The organism is Paracerasibacillus soli (assembly GCF_042432965.1).
Taxonomy (GTDB): Bacteria; Bacillota; Bacilli; order Bacillales; family Amphibacillaceae; genus Paracerasibacillus; species Paracerasibacillus soli.
This window is the reverse complement of the sequence record NZ_JBHLWL010000030.1, coordinates 1-16,384: the sequence shown is the minus strand read 5'-3', so window position 1 is coordinate 16,384 and position 16,384 is coordinate 1. Positions and strand designations below refer to the sequence as shown.

Genomic DNA, 16,384 nt, shown 5'->3' with positions numbered 1-16,384 from the left:
TTCCGCTCCATCAATCATATATTTTATTTCATTATAAATGAAAGTACCCTATAAGAGAGACCTTTTTTTAAGTGTCTTTCTTATAGGGTACATTTTACTTATGTTAAATTATGTAATACCCTTTTTAAATTCTAAAAGCTAAATATGTATATGAGAATAGTTTACACATAAGAGGATATGTTGAACATGTTACGCTCATTTCTCCTGTAACTTTTTATATATTTGGAGTGTTTCTTCAGGATCTTTGCGACTAATAAATATATGGTCTTTTCCCTTTGTCACACATAGGATTGGTGCATCTCTATTTTGAATAAATAAGCGCCCTTTTTTATATGGCTTTTCCAAAATGAACTTTCCCTTTAATAAATTTGATGTAGCAAATCCATCTGTTTTTGAAATGATTTCTGGCAAGGTATCAAACATTTCTACTTCGTCAATGTCGGATAGTTTCCATTCAACACCATACATCCCCGTAATTTCAAATTTCCCATCTTCGACGATAAAACCGTTATCCATATATCCTAAAGCTGAAATACCACCTATAAATGCGACTGTTCCAACAGCAATACTTGACATGATCCATGTCATCTTTTTACGTTTATGTGGTACTTCGAAACGTTGAACCCATACTAACCCAAACAGCAAAATAACGATAAATAGGCTTATACTAATTTCAAAAGCATATGGGATCGGAAGTAGTCCTAATACAAATGTCACAGCGAATACCCAAAATGAAAGTTTAAATACCTTTCCAAGGGCTGTCAAATATCCACTTTCCTCTAAGTATTGCTTTTCTTCTTCTGGTCGCTTATCAAAACCATTTATTAGTATGAATTCTTGTTTCTTTGTTAATAAATACGTAATCCCTCCAAAAATGATGAGTGTCCAGCCCATTGTAATGATATAAATGATCTTGCTAGGATTCATTTTGATAACACCTTCTCTTTCTAGATGTGCTACATCTTATACGTAAAATGTATAAAATAGTTTCATATATTTGTTTAATTTGCGATTGGTATTAATTGCCACTAAGTTTGTAGCTCATAAAGTTTTAACTTAGGTCTTTTGTAACCGATATAACATAGGAGGGTAATTAGAATAGTTAGGAGGGATATCATGAATGCGATTCAACAACTTGCGATTTCTGATATAAAGAAAAAGAATGTTTTAGCATTAGTAGCTTTTTCTATTTCGATTGTAAGTGCGATGGTTTTGAGTGTCATACAAGGAGAATTTCAAAAGGGGATATATTATTTTACTGAATTTGCTCTGTTAGTTATTGCCTACTACATATTAAAATATATGAAGAAGGATTTTCATTATCCATATTTTTTAGTCATTATCGCGAATCTATTTGCATTATTAGGGATATTTTTATTTGAAAGTAATTTTTCATTGACAGTCATTTTCTTTTTTCTACTATTTTTATCAACAATTCACTTAATGCGCCCAGTATTTATTATTGGTTACATAACAGGTATCATTAGTTTATTTTTAAACGGTTTTTTAGCTCAACCAGAAACGACATATTTAAAAGAAAATTTATCGATTACGCTCGCAACCTATATTTTATCAGGTGTACTATGTGGGATTTTAATTCATTTAAACATTCGACAATATCGACATCTTGAGGAATTACTACAGCAAAGTGAGAAAGAAAGTAAAGAGAAAGAAAGAACTAGCAAACAGTTAGAAGAAAATGTTAGTGGGATAATCGAAAGAATTACGGATATGAATGTAAAAGTACAGGAGAATTTATTTTCACAAGAGGAGATTTCTGCGGGAATTCAAGAAATTTCTACAAGTGGTAGTACACAAGCTAACCAGGTCTCTAATATTACGAAGAGTTCCTTGGATACTTTGCAACAGGCTGAAAGTATGCTAAATGAAATGCAAGAGTTAAAGCGTAACTTTGATAAATCTACTGAAACAGCTTTAAAGGGAAATACGTTGTTAGAACAATTGTTTACTAATACGGATGAACTTCGAACATTCACAAATGATCTAAGTGTTTTATTCGAAGCATTGTCAAATAAAATTTATGAAACGAATACATTTTCACAAAGTATTATCGATGTGAGTCAACAAACGAATTTATTAGCGTTAAACGCATCGATAGAAGCTGCTAGAGCCGGTGAAGCAGGAAAAGGTTTTTCCGTTGTCGCAGAAGAAATTCGAAAATTAGCCGAGCATACAAACCAAACAGCTGAAAAAATAACAAATAACTTAAAAGACGTAAATATGACGAATCAACATGCTTTAGAAAAAATGAATGTGAACGTCTCTATGAGTAGTGATAATCTTGCAAAGACTGAACAAGTAAACGATGCTTTTCTTGAATTATCTACTTATTTAAATAAGTTAAATGAGCAGTTTAGAAACTTCGAACAGTTAGCCATTAGTGTAAAAGAAAATTCAACTATTGTTGATGATGCAACAAATGAGTTGGCTGCTATCATAGAAGAATCGTCTGCTAGTTTAGAAGAAATGAATGTAAAAGTAGATAGTTTAAATAGGCAGAATAATAAAATCGGTGAAGAGATGGAAACTACAGAAAAAATCGCAAAAAGTATAATTATGAGTTCCTGACATAGAAAGACGGGACAAGTCAGTTTTCAGTAGAACTGTTTTAAAGCACAAACATGAAAATAGAGGGTATGTAAATTCTAACTTGAATTTGCATACCTTATTTCATTGGAAAAATAATGATTATTTGATGAGGAATCAATAGATAGCACCTTTTAAAAGGACTTCATAATTAGGATAATGAATTATCTTGTGATCAATCGTACATAAAGGTAAGCGGAAATCTTACTTGGTATCGATTTATGTTATCATGGAAATAAATAATACGTATGAGGAGGTTATGTATATGAAGGCAATTACAGTTAAACAACCTGGTGGAGCAGATCAATTGCAAATAACAGAACAACCTATTCCAAATATCAAATCTGACGAAGTATTAATAAGAGTAAAGGCGTCTGCTGTTAATCGCACAGATATTGTAAACCGCGAAAGTAGTGGCGGTTATCTGGATACACCAATATTAGGTGTTGAAGTAGCGGGTATTGTGGAAAGTGCAGGTGTAAACACGACGCTAGAAGTAGGCACACGTGTCATGGGGCTTGTAAATGGTGGGGGTTATGCGGAATATGCTGTGATGCCAGCTAATTGTGCAATGGAGATTCCAGCACATCTTACATTTGAAGAAGCAGCTGCTATTCCGGAAGTGTTTTTAACTGCCTATCAAACATTGTTTTGGCACGGGCAATTACAGGAAAAAGATGCCGTGCTTATTCACGCTGGCGGAAGCGGAGTTGGAACGGCGGCAATTCAGTTAGCAAAACAACTTGTAGATGCGAAAGTAATCACGACTGCTGGATCACAAAAGAAACTTGATTTTTGCAATAATCTTGGAGCGGATATTTGTATTAATTATAAAGAACAATTCTTTGATGAAGAAGTAAAACGTATAACTAATCATGTTGGTGTAGATGTTATTCTTGATTTTATAGGTGCTTCTTATTGGGAAAGGAATCTCAACAGTATGAAAGTAGATGGGCGTTGGGTGTTAATTGGTGTCCTTGGTGGTGCAGAGGTTCATAATGTTAACTTAATGGCATTAATGGGAAAACGAATCAAACTTATTGGTACACTATTAACTCCAAGATCCAATGATTATAAATCAAAGTTAACGGCTGATTTCGTAGTAAACGCTTTGCCTTTCTTTGCAACGGGACAACTTAAACCAATTGTTCATCGTGTTTTTCCGCTCCATGAGGTACAGCAAGCGCATATACATATGGAGGAGAACAAAAATATTGGGAAGATTATTTTGAGGGTAGATGAAACAATGAAGAATGCATAGTAGCCAACGACTTCAGTTCTATAAAAAAATAAATAAAGGAATTATGGCATGAAAGGCCAAAAAAATCCTCTATTTACCTCCTGTCATAATCGTGATATACTTAGCAGTGCGATGAGCTGATTTGCGTAAGACGAGGGACAGCTTTGATGTGATGTGAACACATTGTCCACTCGCCGCAAATTTCGAACAAGCACCTATACATTTTTGTATAGGTGCTTTATTTTTTTATTAAACTAAAGCCCCATTAATTCAAGAAGCTCATTTTCATTCACGATGAGATCCTTTAAAGTGTATTGATCTAAAACGTGAAAGAACGCCTCTAATGCTTCATGTAGTACATGTTTTAATTTACATGCTGGAGAAATAATACAGTGGTTGGAATGTTTATTAAAACATTCAAGTAAATAAAAATCATTTTCTAAATCACGAACAACCGCCCCAACATTAATATCTTCTGGCTGCTTAGCTAAACGTATGCCACCATATCTTCCTCTTACCGTTTCTATAAGTCCTAATTTATTTAATTCAAAAACAATTTTCCCTAGATGGTGTTGTGAAATGGCATACACTTCTGATATTTCTTTGATACTTGCAAGATCATCACCTGACTTCATCCCTGTGAAAATTAATACCCTTAACGCATAGTCTGTATACTTTTTTAATTGCATGATGTTGTGCTCCTTCAATCGTCACTATTTTGTAACAGCTTAAAGCTTTTTTCCTATTGTAACTATGATAACATTAAAAATGAGTTAAACATGTATTTATAATACAGGTTTAAAATTAAAATACCTAATTAGACTTTGCTGAATTTAAAAACTATCAAAACGTTGATTACATCAGTGTCTTTCAGGTTCATATTACATGTTAAGGAGTGTATGTAAAAATGGCAACAACAACTTTATTGGATGAACAAACAATTAATATCGTAAAATCAACAGTACCGATTTTGGAAAAACGTGGGGACGAAATTACAAGTTGTTTTTATAAGCTTATGTTTCAAAATCATCCTGAATTAAAAAATATTTTTAACCAAACAAATCAGCGTAAAGGGGATCAGTCAAAAGCTTTAGCTAATACGGTTTATGCAGCTGCTGCACATATTGATCAATTAGAAACAATACTCCCTGCTATTCAGCCTATTACACAAAAGCACCGTAGCTTGAATATTAAACCAGAGCACTATCCAATTGTTGGAAAGCATTTACTATTAGCGATGCAAGAAGTATTAGGTGAAGATGTCGCAAATGATGATGTAATTGGAGCATGGGGAAAAGCTTATCAGGAAATTGCCAATGCATTTATTACAGTTGAAAAAGGATTATATCAAAAGGCTACAAATGTAGTAGGTGGTTGGGAAGGTTTCCGTGACTTTAAAGTAGCAAAAAAAGTTGTTGAAAGTGACGTTATTACATCATTTTATTTAGAACCTGCTGATGAAGAGCCATTTTCTTCATTTGAGGCTGGACAATATATTACAGTAAAAGCGAATATTCCTGGTGAATCATACACGCATTTACGTCAATATAGTTTATCATGTGCGCCTGGTGAGGGGATGTATCGAATAAGTGTAAAACGTGAAGATGCGATAGGTAATAATCCTGCTGGTATTGTATCGAATTATTTACACAGCCATCTTGAAGAAGGAAGTATTTTACCTATTAGTGCACCAGCCGGAGATTTTATTGTAGATAATGAAACAAAACCGCTCATTTTAATAAGTGGTGGGGTTGGACTTACACCAATGATGAGTATGCTTGAAACAGTGACAAAATCCCAACCAAATCGTGAAGTTATATTCATTCATGCGACAAGAAATGGAAAATTCCATGCGATGAAAGAACATGTCAAAGCAATTACGAATAAACATTCACAAGTTACAGCTTATACAATTTACGATAATCCATTAGAAGCGGATAAAGACTATGATAAACAAGGTTTTATAGATTATGAATGGCTCACGAACGTAGTACCGACAAATGATGCTTCATTTTATTTCTGTGGTCCTAAAGGATTTATGCAAGCAATTTACCGTCATTTAAAAGCGTTTCATGTTGCAGAAGAAAACATTCATTTTGAATTTTTTGGACCAGCTCAAGAAATTGCTACTGCAAATTAATTTATAATTAAATACACACATAATTTATAACATGAAAAAATAGCATGGAAATTCATTTTGGAATGATGAATACCATGCTATTTTTATGTTTTTATACATTTAAAGCGAATGAAGATAAAACTAATTCTTTCATCATGATATCTCAAGAAGCGTGTTCAAATCATCGTTTGCCAAGTAGTTTCCTATAAAGAATTCACCAAATTCTCCATAACGAGATGTTGCTGTGTCGAAACGCATTTCGTAGACAATCTTTTTCAATTGTAGAGCGTCGTGTGCAAACAATGTGACGCCCCATTCCCATTTATCTAGACCAACAGACCCAGTTATAATTTGTTTTACTTTACCAGCGTATTTACGGCCTGTCAGGCTATGCTCATATAATAATTTACTGCGCTTATTTTTTTCCAAAGTAAACCAGTTATCGTCACCTTCTCTTTTTCGATTCATCGGGTAAAATGAAATATGCTCGTACTTCGGTAAAATTGGCTTTAAGCGTGCTTGTATTTCTGGTAATGTTTCTGGATCTACACCATCCTTTTGTGGAGCATATTTAGAAAGTTCAACGACTGACAAATGAGAATATGCAGGAATCAAATATTCAGCAAGTTTTGTTTTATTTAAGTGTGTTTCCACTTCTGCTAGTCCTTTCATTGTCGGTCTTAGTATTATAAATATTAAATCAGCTTTTTGCCCTACAATATGATACATACAATGACTACCACTTTTATCCTTTTCCACTTGATCCCATGAGGAGAGAAGTGTTTTAAATTCTTCGATAGCCTTTGTTTGTTCTTCTTTAGAAGCCAATTTCCATTTGGCCCAATCTACTTTCCTTAAATCATGTAGGCTAAACCAGCCATCCATTGTTTCAACCGCTTCAACCATATCATTCACTCCTTTTTTTATCATTTATTTTCATCGCTTACTATATCACAAAAATCAGATAAAAACATAAATTCACAAAGAGTTCACAATTTATTCATCTTGCGTTCATATATATGTGGTAGTGCAAGAACGAAATATGTTAAACTAGGCATTAATTGGCAACAAATTGGAAATTTACATAAGTATAGTGATAATGCTTCTAATGGGGAGTAGATATGTGATGCATATTATTAAAGTTGGTTTCAATCATCAGATTGCCCCTCTAGCTATTAGGGAAAAGTTATCATTTTCCGAGTCTGAGCTTGAAACAGCAATGCGTAAATTAAATGACCAGTACCAAATGAAGGAAAATGTCATTATCTCGACATGTAATCGTACGGAACTTTTTGCGTTGGTTCATAATGCCCAAGAAGGATTAGCATCCATCAAACAATTTTTACTAGATTGGTTTAAAGAGGATAAGGATGAGATTGCGCCATATTTGCAACACTTAAAAGGCGATGAAGCTATTAAACATTTATATAAGTTAGCTGTAGGGTTGGATTCGCTGGTTATTGGCGAAACGCAAATTCTTGGTCAGGTGAGAGATGCATTTTTAACTGCACAGCAAATACGAGCTACTGGAAAGATTTTTAATGAGTTGTTTAAACGGGTCATTACTTTTGCTAAACGAGCGCATCGGGAAACAAAAATTAGTGAACAGGCTGTGTCGATTAGTTATGTCGCGGTAGAATTGGCGAAAAAGATTTTTGGTGATATTACAGATAAGCACGTTGTGATACTTGGTGCTGGAGAAATGGGAGAGTTAGCGTTAAAAAATCTGCAAGGATCTGGTGTTACTAATATTACTGTAGTAAATAGGACGTTAGAAAGGGCGGAAAAACTTGCACATACGTTTCATGCAAAGGCAGTACATATGGGGCAATTACTTCATGTTTTGACCGATGCTGATATGTTAATTAGTTCGACATCGTCTACAACTTCCATCTTGAATAAGGAATCTATACAATCCATACAAAAGCTGCGTAAGGGAAATCCGTTATTTTTAATTGATATTGCAGTACCAAGGGATATCGATAGCGATGTAGCAAAGTTGGATAATGTATTTTTATACGATATGGATGATTTACATGGTGTCGTTGAGCAAAACTTGGAAACACGTAAACGGGCAGCAACCATGATTGAAGCACAACTTGTGGATGAATTGTGTGCGTTTAAAAATTGGGTTGCCATGCTTGATGCTGTCCCAATTATGAGAGCTTTGCGAGAAAAATCAATTGCAATTCAAGAGAGAACGTTAGAAAGTGTATATCGGAAAATGCCAGATTTGACAGCACGTGAGCGAAAAGTATTACAAAAACATATGAAAAGCGTGACACATCAAATACTAGAAGAACCTATAAAACAATTAAAATATATGGGGAGTAACCAAAAATCAGAAGATGAACTAGAACTTTTTAAAGATATATTCGGTCTTGAACTGCATGAGGAAAGCTAGTTTTAAATATTTATTTTACATAAGTTTTAATTTAAAATAGTATCCATTTTTCACTAAAAAAAACGGGAGTGGCGAAAATGCGGGAGTTAATCGTTGGTACAAGAAATAGTAAGTTAGCGCTCATCCAAACGAAATGGGTCATGACACAATTAAGGCTGGCGGGGGTAATAAATCCGATAAAGATAAAGGAAATTGTAACAATAGGTGATAAAAGACAAAATGTTTCTCTGCTACATTTAGGAGGAGGTGGTGTGTTTTTACAAGAAATTGAACAGGAACTTGTAGATGGGAAGATTGATTTTGCCGTACATAGTTTAAAAGATATTCCGGTGCAATTGCCGGAGGGATTAATGATTTCCTCTGTACCAGTAAGAGAAGATTATCGTGATGTGCTTCTTGCGGTTAATGGAAAAACATTGGCAGAATTGCCAGCAGGAGCGGTAATTGGTACAAGTAGTATTCGCCGATCTGCCCAACTATTCGCAGTAAGACCAGATATACAAACAAAGTGGATTCGTGGACCGATTGATTCCCGCATAAAACAGATGCAAGATGGGAAATTCGATGCAATTGTGCTTGCGGCTGCTGGTTTGAATCGTCTCGGAATAGGCCAAGAATTCATCACGGAATATTTACCAGCCGAATCATTTGTACCTGCGATGGGGCAAGGCGCGCTTGCGATTGAATGTCGTGAGGAAGACATGGAAATTCACCATTTATTAGCAAAAATAAATGATAAAGCGACAGAATTAGCAGTGAAAACGGAAAGATTGTTTCTAGCATGCTTTGGAGAGGAAGAACAGGCGCCAATTGGCGGATATGCTTATTTAGCCGATGATAAGATTCATTTACATGGAATGGTCATTCAACTTGATGGAAAAACGATGTTGGAGCATAAAAGTGTAGGTACAAATCCAATAGCTGTAGCAAAGGAAGTAGCCGATGTTCTAATTAAAGCAGGGGCAATGGACATCATTAATGAAGTAAAACAGGAGATACAGTAAAATGACAGCTCATTTGCAACAGAAACAGGTTTTGATAACACGCCATGAGCCAAAAGCGAGTGAATTTGCTACAAGAATTACAAAAGCAGGTGGTAAAGCTTTTATAACACCACTAATTAATGTGGCTTGCAAAGTTTTGGATGAGAAAAGGAAGTTTCTACAACAAATTGAACATTATGAATGGATTATTTTTACAAGTGCTAATGGGGTACATTGTTTTTTCAGTGCGTTACATCGTTTTGCATCTCACATGGATGAGCGAGTGAAGCTTGCTACTGTTGGCCCAAAGACTAATGCAGCTTTAACAAAGTTTGGCTTCGAAGCAGATTTTATCCCATCGCGTTATGACGCCAAAACAATGTCAGTTGAATTTTTACAAAATCGTATTGTGAAAGGGCCGATATTACTTGTTCGCGGGCAATTATCCGGGACAGTATTACAGGAAGTATTAGGAAAGAATGCCGTTCCGTTTGATTCGCTCGAAGTATATGAAACTACTACGAATGTAAACATCAAACAAAGATTACAAGTTATTTTAGAAAAGGAAACAATAGATTTCATCACATTTACGAGTCCTTCAACAGTAGACGCATTTGTAGATTTAATGCCTGATTATCAATGTTATTTGGATAGAGCCGTTGTCTGTATCGGTACAACTACTGCAAAGCGTGCAAAGGAATATGGATTTAGGCATTTACTAGTTCCAAATGAATTCACAACGGAAGGTATGATCCAAAAGATAGCCGATTATATTTCGGAAGGGACTGAGAGCTACAATGCAAAGTAATCATTTTAAGCGTCATCGCCGTTTGCGGACATCAGATGCGATGCGTTCGATGGTGAGAGAAACCAAATTGACAACAGATGATTTAATCTATGCAATTTTTGTTATAGAAGGGGAAAATATTAAAAATGAAGTACCTTCTATGCCAGGGGTATTCCAATTATCTTTAGATTATGTAATAGCCGAAGTAAAAGAAGTGTATGAACTTGGGATTAAAGCAATAATGTTATTCGGCATACCCAAGGAAAAGGATAAAACAGGTACAGGTGCCTATGATGATGATGGAATTGTGCAGAGAGCGATAAGATTAATCAAACAGGAAGTTCCGGAAATGCTCATTATTGCAGACACGTGTTTATGTGAGTATACGTCACATGGACATTGTGGCATTGTGGAGCAGGAAAAGGTAGTCAACGATTCCTCTCTTGCGCTACTTGCTAAAACTGCTGTATCACAAGCGAAGGCTGGTGCGGATATGATTGCACCATCAAATATGATGGACGGCTTTGTTGTGACAATTAGAAAAGCGCTGGATAAGGTCGGTTTTGAAGATGTTCCAATTATGTCCTATGCCGTTAAATATGCCTCTGCATTTTATGGTCCATTTCGTGACGCAGCGGATAGTACACCTACATTTGGCAATCGGAAAACATACCAAATGGATCCGGCCAATAGATTAGAAGCGATGCGTGAAGCTGAAACGGATATTGAAGAAGGCGCAGACTTTCTCATTGTAAAACCCGCCTTAGCTTATTTAGATATCGTGCGGGCTGTGAAAGATACATTTAGGGTCCCAGTAATTGCATACAACGTTAGTGGAGAATATGCAATGGTAAAAGCTGCTGCGATGAATGGCTGGATAGATGAACAAGCAGTGGTAATGGAAAAACTCATGGCGATGAAGCGCGCAGGTGCAGATTTAATTATTACGTATTTTGCAAAAGATGTAGCGAAATGGTTGCAATAAAAAAGGAGTGATGAACTTGAAAGGGTATACAAAATCCGTTCATGCCTATAAAGAAGCGGTTGACCTTATGCCTGGTGGAGTAAATTCACCTGTTCGGGCATTCAAATCAGTGGGCATGGATCCAATTTTTATGGAACATGGGAAAGGTTCAAAGCTAACGGATATTGATGGAAATGAGTATATTGATTACGTATTAAGTTGGGGACCGCTTATTTTAGGGCATGCAGATAAACGGGTCATCTCCAAGTTGAAGGAAATTGTTGAAAAAGGCACAAGTTTTGGTGCACCAACATTATTGGAAAATAAATTAGCAAAACTTGTGATGGACCGTCTTCCATCGATTGAGATGTTGCGGATGGTGAACTCTGGAACAGAAGCAACAATGAGTGCTTTGCGATTGGCACGTGGCTATACAGGGAGAGATATTATTTTAAAATTTGAAGGAAATTATCATGGACATGGGGACTCCCTATTAATTAAGGCTGGATCCGGTGTAGCTACACTTGGTTTACCTGATAGTCCTGGAGTACCTAAAAGTATTGCGAGCAATACGATTACAGTACCTTACAATGATATAAAGAGCGTTCGTAATGCCTTTGAACATTATAGGGATAATATCGCAGCGGTTATTGTAGAACCAGTTTCAGGCAACATGGGGGTAGTACCTCCGAAAGATTCATTTTTACAAGATTTACGTCTCATAACAGAAGAATATGGCTCATTACTCATTTTTGATGAAGTGATGACGGGTTTCCGTGTTGGGTATCATAGTGCACAAGGTTATTTTGATATTACACCTGATTTGACATGTTTAGGTAAAGTGATTGGTGGAGGACTACCAGTTGGCGCTTATGGTGGTAAGCGAGAAATCATGGAACATATTGCACCGGCTGGAGAAATTTATCAAGCGGGAACTTTATCCGGAAATCCGTTAGCAATGGCTGCAGGTTATGAAACTTTACGCGCGCTTCGTAAAACAGATTATGACATCATGAATGAAAAGATTGATAGATTAATTGCTGGTTATCAGAAGGCTGCAGAATCTAATGGGATTCCGTTACAAATAAACCGTGCTGGATCAATGGTAGGAATCTTTTTTACCGAAGAGCAAGTTGAAAATTATGATACAGCAAAAACGTCTGATACCGAGCGATTTGCTACATATTATCGCGGTATGATTGAAGAAGGGATTTTTTTACCACCGTCTCAATTTGAAGGTTTATTTTTATCCACAGCCCACTCTGATGCAGATATTGATCAAACAATTCAAGCAGTAGAAAAAGTCTTTGCTAGTTTAAAAGAATAAGTTTCTATTACTTCATAAAGGATGACGAGTATGTCTAACGTGAAAAATAATACAATCATTCGTGCATATCAAGGAGAAAAAACAAACTATACACCTGCATGGTATATGCGGCAGGCAGGGCGTTCCCAAAAGGAATATTTAGAAATCCGGAAAAAATATACGCTATTTGAGATTACACATAATCCCGAAATTTGTGCATATGTAACAAGACTACCTGTGGAAAATTACGGTAATGATGCAGCGATACTATACAAAGATATTATGAGTCCATTACCGGCAATGGGTATTGATGTAGAAATCAAATCAGGCATTGGTCCAGTGATTGACAATCCAATTCGGACGAAGCAGGATATTGATCAATTAGGAGAATTACATCCTGAAGTACACATTCCATATGTTTTGGATACGATTAGGCTTTTAACGAAAGAACAGTTGACGGTACCCTTAATTGGCTTTAGCGGTGCACCATTCACTTTGGCTAGCTATATGATTGAAGGCGGGCCGTCAAAGACATACAGTAAAACAAAAGCATTTATGTATACGAATCAAGAAGCATGGTTTTCTTTAATGGAAAAATTAGGTGATATGGTTATCACATATACAAAAGCACAAATAGATGCGGGAGTTGCCGCAATACAGATTTTCGACTCTTGGGTAGGTGCATTGCACGCAGCAGATTATCGTTACTTTATTAAGCCAGTTATGAACCGAATTTTTTCTGAGTTAAGAAGTTACGGGGTACCACTGATTTTATTCGGTATCCATGCACGTCATTTACTAATGGAGTGGAATGACCTGCCAGTAGATGTTATTGGGCTTGACTGGCGCACATCCATTTCTGAAGCGCGGCAGTTAGGTGTCACAAAAGTACTCCAAGGTAATTTAGATCCAACCATTTTACTAGCTGATTGGGAAATGATTGAAGAACGCACAAAAGCTATTCTAGATGAGGGGATGGCTGATGGAAAACATGTTTTTAACTTAGGACATGGTGTAACGCCTGATGTACGACCAGCAACTCTAAAAAGATTAACGGAGCTCATTCATACATATTCACAGCGATAAAAGCTTGAAGAGGTTTTTCAACTAATAAATTCTTCATGTAATAGACATTTAGAGAGGTGTAAAAAAATGAGTAAAGAAATTATTGGTTTATTAGTAATGGCATATGGTACACCATATAAAGAAACAGATATTGAACGTTATTATACACATATACGTCATGGTAGAAAGCCCTCTCCAGAAGCGTTACAAGATTTAACAGAGCGTTATCAAGCGATTGGTGGGATTTCACCATTAGCAAAAATTACGGAAGCCCAGGCAAAAGCATTGGAGACAAAGCTAAATAACAGCCAGAATACATTCGAATTTCAGTTGTTTATCGGGTTAAAACATATAGAGCCATTTATTGAAGATGCAGTGAATGAAATGGGGAAGTCCGGTATTAAACGAGCAGTCTCGATTGTTCTTGCTCCACACTATTCAACTTTTAGTGTCAAGGCATATAATAGCCGAGCACAAGAAACGGCAAATCAATATGATATCGCATTATCAACCATAGAAGAGTGGTATGCGGAGGAGGGCTTTATTCAATATTGGGCTGAAAAAATTAAGGAGACGTATAAGCAAATGAAAGATGAAGAACGTGATAAAGCTGTTTTGATTGTTTCTGCCCATAGCCTACCGGAGAAGATTTTACAACATGGTGATCCATATATAGCACAACTAGAAGAAACAGCAAAACTTATTTCGGAAAAGACCGGAATTACGGATTATGAGATTGGCTGGCAAAGCGAAGGAAATACACCTGATCCATGGATTGGACCGGATGTTCAAGATTTGACACGTGATTTATATGAGAAAAAAGGTTATCGTACATTTGTATACGCACCTGTTGGATTTGTTTCTGATCACTTAGAAGTATTATATGACAATGATTATGAATGTAAAGTCGTATGTGATGAACTTGGAGCGGCATATTATCGTCCAGAAATGCCAAATACGGATCCGCTTTTTATCGAAACGTTGTCAAAAGTGATTTTAAATAAAGTGAAGCGGGAACAGTGATGGCTACAAAAAAAATTGCAGTAGTAGGCGGTGGTATGACAGGATTAACGGCGGCTTACTACTTAAAGCAGAAAATAAAGGAACAGCAACTGCCATATGAAGTAACATTAATCGAAGCGGGTCATCGGGTAGGTGGGAAAATACAAACGGTACGTAAAAATGGTTTTATAATGGAAAGAGGACCCGATTCTTTTTTGGAAAGAAAAACACCTGCAGTGAAACTTGTAACACAGCTCGGTTTAACAGATCAATTAGTTAGAAATAGTACAGGGCAGGCACATGTATTAGTAAGGGATACCTTATATGAAATACCTTCTGGTACATTCATGGGAATTCCAGTTTGGGAGAGTGCCTTGACAGAAACTCACATCATCTCAGAGACTGGAAAGGAACGGATTCAAGAAGAATTATCGTTACAAAAAAGTAAACCTATGATAGATCAATCACTTGGTCACTTTTTACGCCAACGTCTTGGTGATGAATTAATTGAAAACCTTATTGAACCATTATTATCTGGTATTTATTCTTCGGACATCGATAAAATGAGTTTAATGGCTACTTTTCCTCAGTTTTTTAAACTTGAACAGGAATATGGTAGTTTAATAAAAGGTTTAAGGAAAACACTTCCGCAAGACCAAGCGAGTACAGGTAAAAAGAAGGGGCAGTTCTTATCTTTTGAAAATGGATTAGAGACAATTGTAGAGGCTTTGTTTCAAAAACTTGGTAATGACACATGTATACTCGGAAAACCAGTGAAGCATATTATTCATCAAGATGGTGCTTACCATTTGGAACTTGAGAAGAACGAGGTGCGTGAAGCAGATGCTATATTGATGACAGTACCACACCATCATTTACCTAGCATTTTCAAAGCAGATAGCTTGTTTGCACCATTTATGGATATTCCGGTTACTTCGGTTGCAAATGTTGTATTGGCTTTTGATCAGTCCGCGATACAGTATGACCAAGATGGTACGGGATTTGTTGTATCACGAAACAGTGATTTTCGGATTACAGCTTGTACGTGGACAGATAAAAAGTGGCCGACGACAACGCCAAATGGGAAAGTGTTATTAAGAGCTTATGTTGGAAAACCAAGTGACCAGAAGATTGTCCATTTGGCCGATGATGAAATAGTTAAGATTGTATTAAAGGATTTGGCAAAGGTAATGAATCTAGCTGCGTCACCAGAATTTACAATGGTAACAAGATGGAAACAGGCCATGCCACAGTACACTGTCGGACATGTGGAAACTGTGAAAATGGTTCGCAATGAGATGAAGGCACAATTACCAGGAGTTTTCATAGCAGGCAGTTCTTTTGAAGGTGTTGGAATTCCCGATTGCATTCAGCAAGGAGAACAAGCGGCAGATGATGTATTACAATTCTTAGCTTCGTCATATCGTAAATAGATATTTGCTTATGGACGTAATGTATCCTATTTTTATGTAAACTATACTTTAGCAAACTATTATGGGAAACAAAGAGCCATTACTTTAGAACGATTAAATATCAGTAGATAATGAAAAGCAATACTTTAATAGGAAATTGCACAGCAAATCAAATACAAAAAAACAGGTTGAGCATTAAAATGTACCCTATAAGAAAGACACTTAAAAAAAGGTCTCTCTTATAGGGTACTTTCATTTATAATGAAATAAAATATATGATTGATGGAGCGGAAGAACATGTCGAAAAAGTTATTTACAGATCAGGAACAGAAATTACTGATGAAACATCCTTATGTGAAAGCGGTTAGCGAAAAAGCGATAACATATACAGATGGATTTAAAGCAAGGGCTATTAAAGAATATGAGGAAGGAAAATTTCCACGTCAGATTTTTGAAGATGCAGGATTTGATCTTGAAATCGTAGGTAAACAACGT

15 protein-coding genes are annotated in these 16,384 nt (G+C 36.1%); 12 read left to right on the top strand and 3 right to left on the bottom strand.

Going from position 1 to position 16,384, the window contains the following annotated elements; genetic code table 11:
- Positions 1 to 195 precede the first annotated feature (195 nt).
- The gene (locus ACFFIS_RS09625; protein ID WP_320378426.1) at positions 196 to 927 is read right to left on the bottom strand and encodes a DUF3784 domain-containing protein; all 732 of its coding nucleotides are present in this window, start codon (positions 925 to 927) and stop codon (positions 196 to 198) included.
- Positions 928 to 1,116: 189 nt separating this feature from the next.
- On the opposite strand from ACFFIS_RS09625, the gene ACFFIS_RS09620 reads away from it, so the two are divergent.
- Together ACFFIS_RS09620 and ACFFIS_RS09615 are read left to right on the top strand one after the other, a co-directional pair.
- The gene (locus ACFFIS_RS09620; RefSeq protein WP_390187222.1) at positions 1,117 to 2,589 is read left to right on the top strand and encodes a methyl-accepting chemotaxis protein; all 1,473 of its coding nucleotides are present in this window, start codon (positions 1,117 to 1,119) and stop codon (positions 2,587 to 2,589) included.
- A 283-nt stretch (positions 2,590 to 2,872) separates the two neighbouring features.
- A complete protein-coding gene (locus tag ACFFIS_RS09615; RefSeq protein WP_320378429.1) occupies positions 2,873 to 3,868 on the top strand; it encodes an NAD(P)H-quinone oxidoreductase in 996 nt (331 codons plus the stop codon).
- 233 nt (positions 3,869 to 4,101) lie between these two features.
- On the opposite strand, the gene ACFFIS_RS09610 is transcribed toward ACFFIS_RS09615, so the two are convergent.
- Positions 4,102 to 4,536, bottom strand: a complete 435-nt coding sequence (locus tag ACFFIS_RS09610) for an Rrf2 family transcriptional regulator (RefSeq protein WP_320378430.1) — start codon at positions 4,534 to 4,536, stop codon at positions 4,102 to 4,104.
- A 218-nt stretch (positions 4,537 to 4,754) separates the two neighbouring features.
- Here ACFFIS_RS09610 and hmpA point away from each other — a divergent pair, with 218 nt between their 5' ends.
- A complete protein-coding gene (gene hmpA, locus ACFFIS_RS09605) occupies positions 4,755 to 5,987 on the top strand; it encodes an NO-inducible flavohemoprotein (RefSeq protein ID WP_320378431.1) in 1,233 nt (410 codons plus the stop codon).
- A 132-nt stretch (positions 5,988 to 6,119) separates the two neighbouring features.
- Here the strand turns inward: hmpA and hemQ are convergent, their stop codons facing one another.
- Positions 6,120 to 6,872: a hydrogen peroxide-dependent heme synthase gene (hemQ, locus tag ACFFIS_RS09600; RefSeq protein WP_320378432.1), complete on the bottom strand. Its 753-nt coding sequence runs from the start codon at positions 6,870 to 6,872 to the stop codon at positions 6,120 to 6,122.
- 220 nt (positions 6,873 to 7,092) lie between these two features.
- On the opposite strand from hemQ, the gene hemA reads away from it, so the two are divergent.
- The 9 genes from hemA to ACFFIS_RS09555 all read left to right on the top strand — a co-directional run.
- A complete protein-coding gene (hemA, locus tag ACFFIS_RS09595) occupies positions 7,093 to 8,370 on the top strand; it encodes a glutamyl-tRNA reductase (protein WP_390187217.1) in 1,278 nt (425 codons plus the stop codon).
- Between the two features lie 77 nt (positions 8,371 to 8,447).
- Positions 8,448 to 9,374: a hydroxymethylbilane synthase gene (gene hemC / locus ACFFIS_RS09590; RefSeq protein ID WP_390187216.1), complete on the top strand. Its 927-nt coding sequence runs from the start codon at positions 8,448 to 8,450 to the stop codon at positions 9,372 to 9,374.
- 1 nt (position 9,375) lies between these two features.
- Positions 9,376 to 10,161: a uroporphyrinogen-III synthase gene (locus ACFFIS_RS09585; protein ID WP_320378435.1), complete on the top strand. Its 786-nt coding sequence runs from the start codon at positions 9,376 to 9,378 to the stop codon at positions 10,159 to 10,161.
- Positions 10,151 to 11,125, top strand: a complete 975-nt coding sequence (gene hemB / locus ACFFIS_RS09580; protein WP_320378436.1) for a porphobilinogen synthase — start codon at positions 10,151 to 10,153, stop codon at positions 11,123 to 11,125. Before ACFFIS_RS09585 ends, hemB begins: the two co-directional genes overlap by 11 nt.
- Positions 11,126 to 11,141: 16 nt before the next feature.
- Entirely contained in the window at positions 11,142 to 12,431 is a 1,290-nt protein-coding gene (gene hemL / locus ACFFIS_RS09575; RefSeq protein WP_390187214.1) for a glutamate-1-semialdehyde 2,1-aminomutase, read from the top strand.
- Positions 12,432 to 12,461: 30 nt separating this feature from the next.
- Entirely contained in the window at positions 12,462 to 13,496 is a 1,035-nt protein-coding gene (gene hemE, locus ACFFIS_RS09570; protein ID WP_390187213.1) for a uroporphyrinogen decarboxylase, read from the top strand.
- Between the two features lie 66 nt (positions 13,497 to 13,562).
- Positions 13,563 to 14,498 carry a ferrochelatase gene (hemH, locus tag ACFFIS_RS09565; RefSeq protein WP_320378437.1) on the top strand — a complete coding sequence of 312 codons (936 nt, stop codon included), beginning with the start codon at positions 13,563 to 13,565 and terminating at the stop codon, positions 14,496 to 14,498.
- The gene (gene hemY, locus ACFFIS_RS09560; RefSeq protein WP_320378438.1) at positions 14,498 to 15,910 is read left to right on the top strand and encodes a protoporphyrinogen oxidase; all 1,413 of its coding nucleotides are present in this window, start codon (positions 14,498 to 14,500) and stop codon (positions 15,908 to 15,910) included. Before hemH ends, hemY begins: the two co-directional genes overlap by 1 nt.
- Positions 15,911 to 16,171: 261 nt before the next feature.
- Positions 16,172 to 16,384, top strand: a 213-nt coding sequence (locus tag ACFFIS_RS09555; protein ID WP_390187211.1) for an HTH domain-containing protein, incomplete at its 3' end; no start/stop codon positions are given.

Excerpts from the sequence above, each read along its gene's own strand:
- ACFFIS_RS09625 (WP_320378426.1), bottom strand. The coding sequence starts at position 927 with ATGAATCCTAGCAAGATCATTTATATCATTACAATGGGCTGGACACTC.
- hemE (WP_390187213.1), top strand. The coding sequence starts at position 12,462 with ATGTCTAACGTGAAAAATAATACAATCATTCGTGCATATCAAGGAGAA.
- hemH (WP_320378437.1), top strand. The coding sequence starts at position 13,563 with ATGAGTAAAGAAATTATTGGTTTATTAGTAATGGCATATGGTACACCA.
- ACFFIS_RS09610 (WP_320378430.1), bottom strand. The coding sequence starts at position 4,536 with ATGCAATTAAAAAAGTATACAGACTATGCGTTAAGGGTATTAATTTTC.
- ACFFIS_RS09620 (WP_390187222.1), top strand. The coding sequence starts at position 1,117 with ATGAATGCGATTCAACAACTTGCGATTTCTGATATAAAGAAAAAGAAT.
- ACFFIS_RS09585 (WP_320378435.1), top strand. The coding sequence starts at position 9,376 with ATGACAGCTCATTTGCAACAGAAACAGGTTTTGATAACACGCCATGAG.
- ACFFIS_RS09615 (WP_320378429.1), top strand. The coding sequence starts at position 2,873 with ATGAAGGCAATTACAGTTAAACAACCTGGTGGAGCAGATCAATTGCAA.
- hemB (WP_320378436.1), top strand. The coding sequence starts at position 10,151 with ATGCAAAGTAATCATTTTAAGCGTCATCGCCGTTTGCGGACATCAGAT.
- hemQ (WP_320378432.1), bottom strand. The coding sequence starts at position 6,872 with ATGGTTGAAGCGGTTGAAACAATGGATGGCTGGTTTAGCCTACATGAT.
- hmpA (WP_320378431.1), top strand. The coding sequence starts at position 4,755 with ATGGCAACAACAACTTTATTGGATGAACAAACAATTAATATCGTAAAA.
- hemY (WP_320378438.1), top strand. The coding sequence starts at position 14,498 with ATGGCTACAAAAAAAATTGCAGTAGTAGGCGGTGGTATGACAGGATTA.
- hemA (WP_390187217.1), top strand. The coding sequence starts at position 7,093 with ATGCATATTATTAAAGTTGGTTTCAATCATCAGATTGCCCCTCTAGCT.
- hemC (WP_390187216.1), top strand. The coding sequence starts at position 8,448 with ATGCGGGAGTTAATCGTTGGTACAAGAAATAGTAAGTTAGCGCTCATC.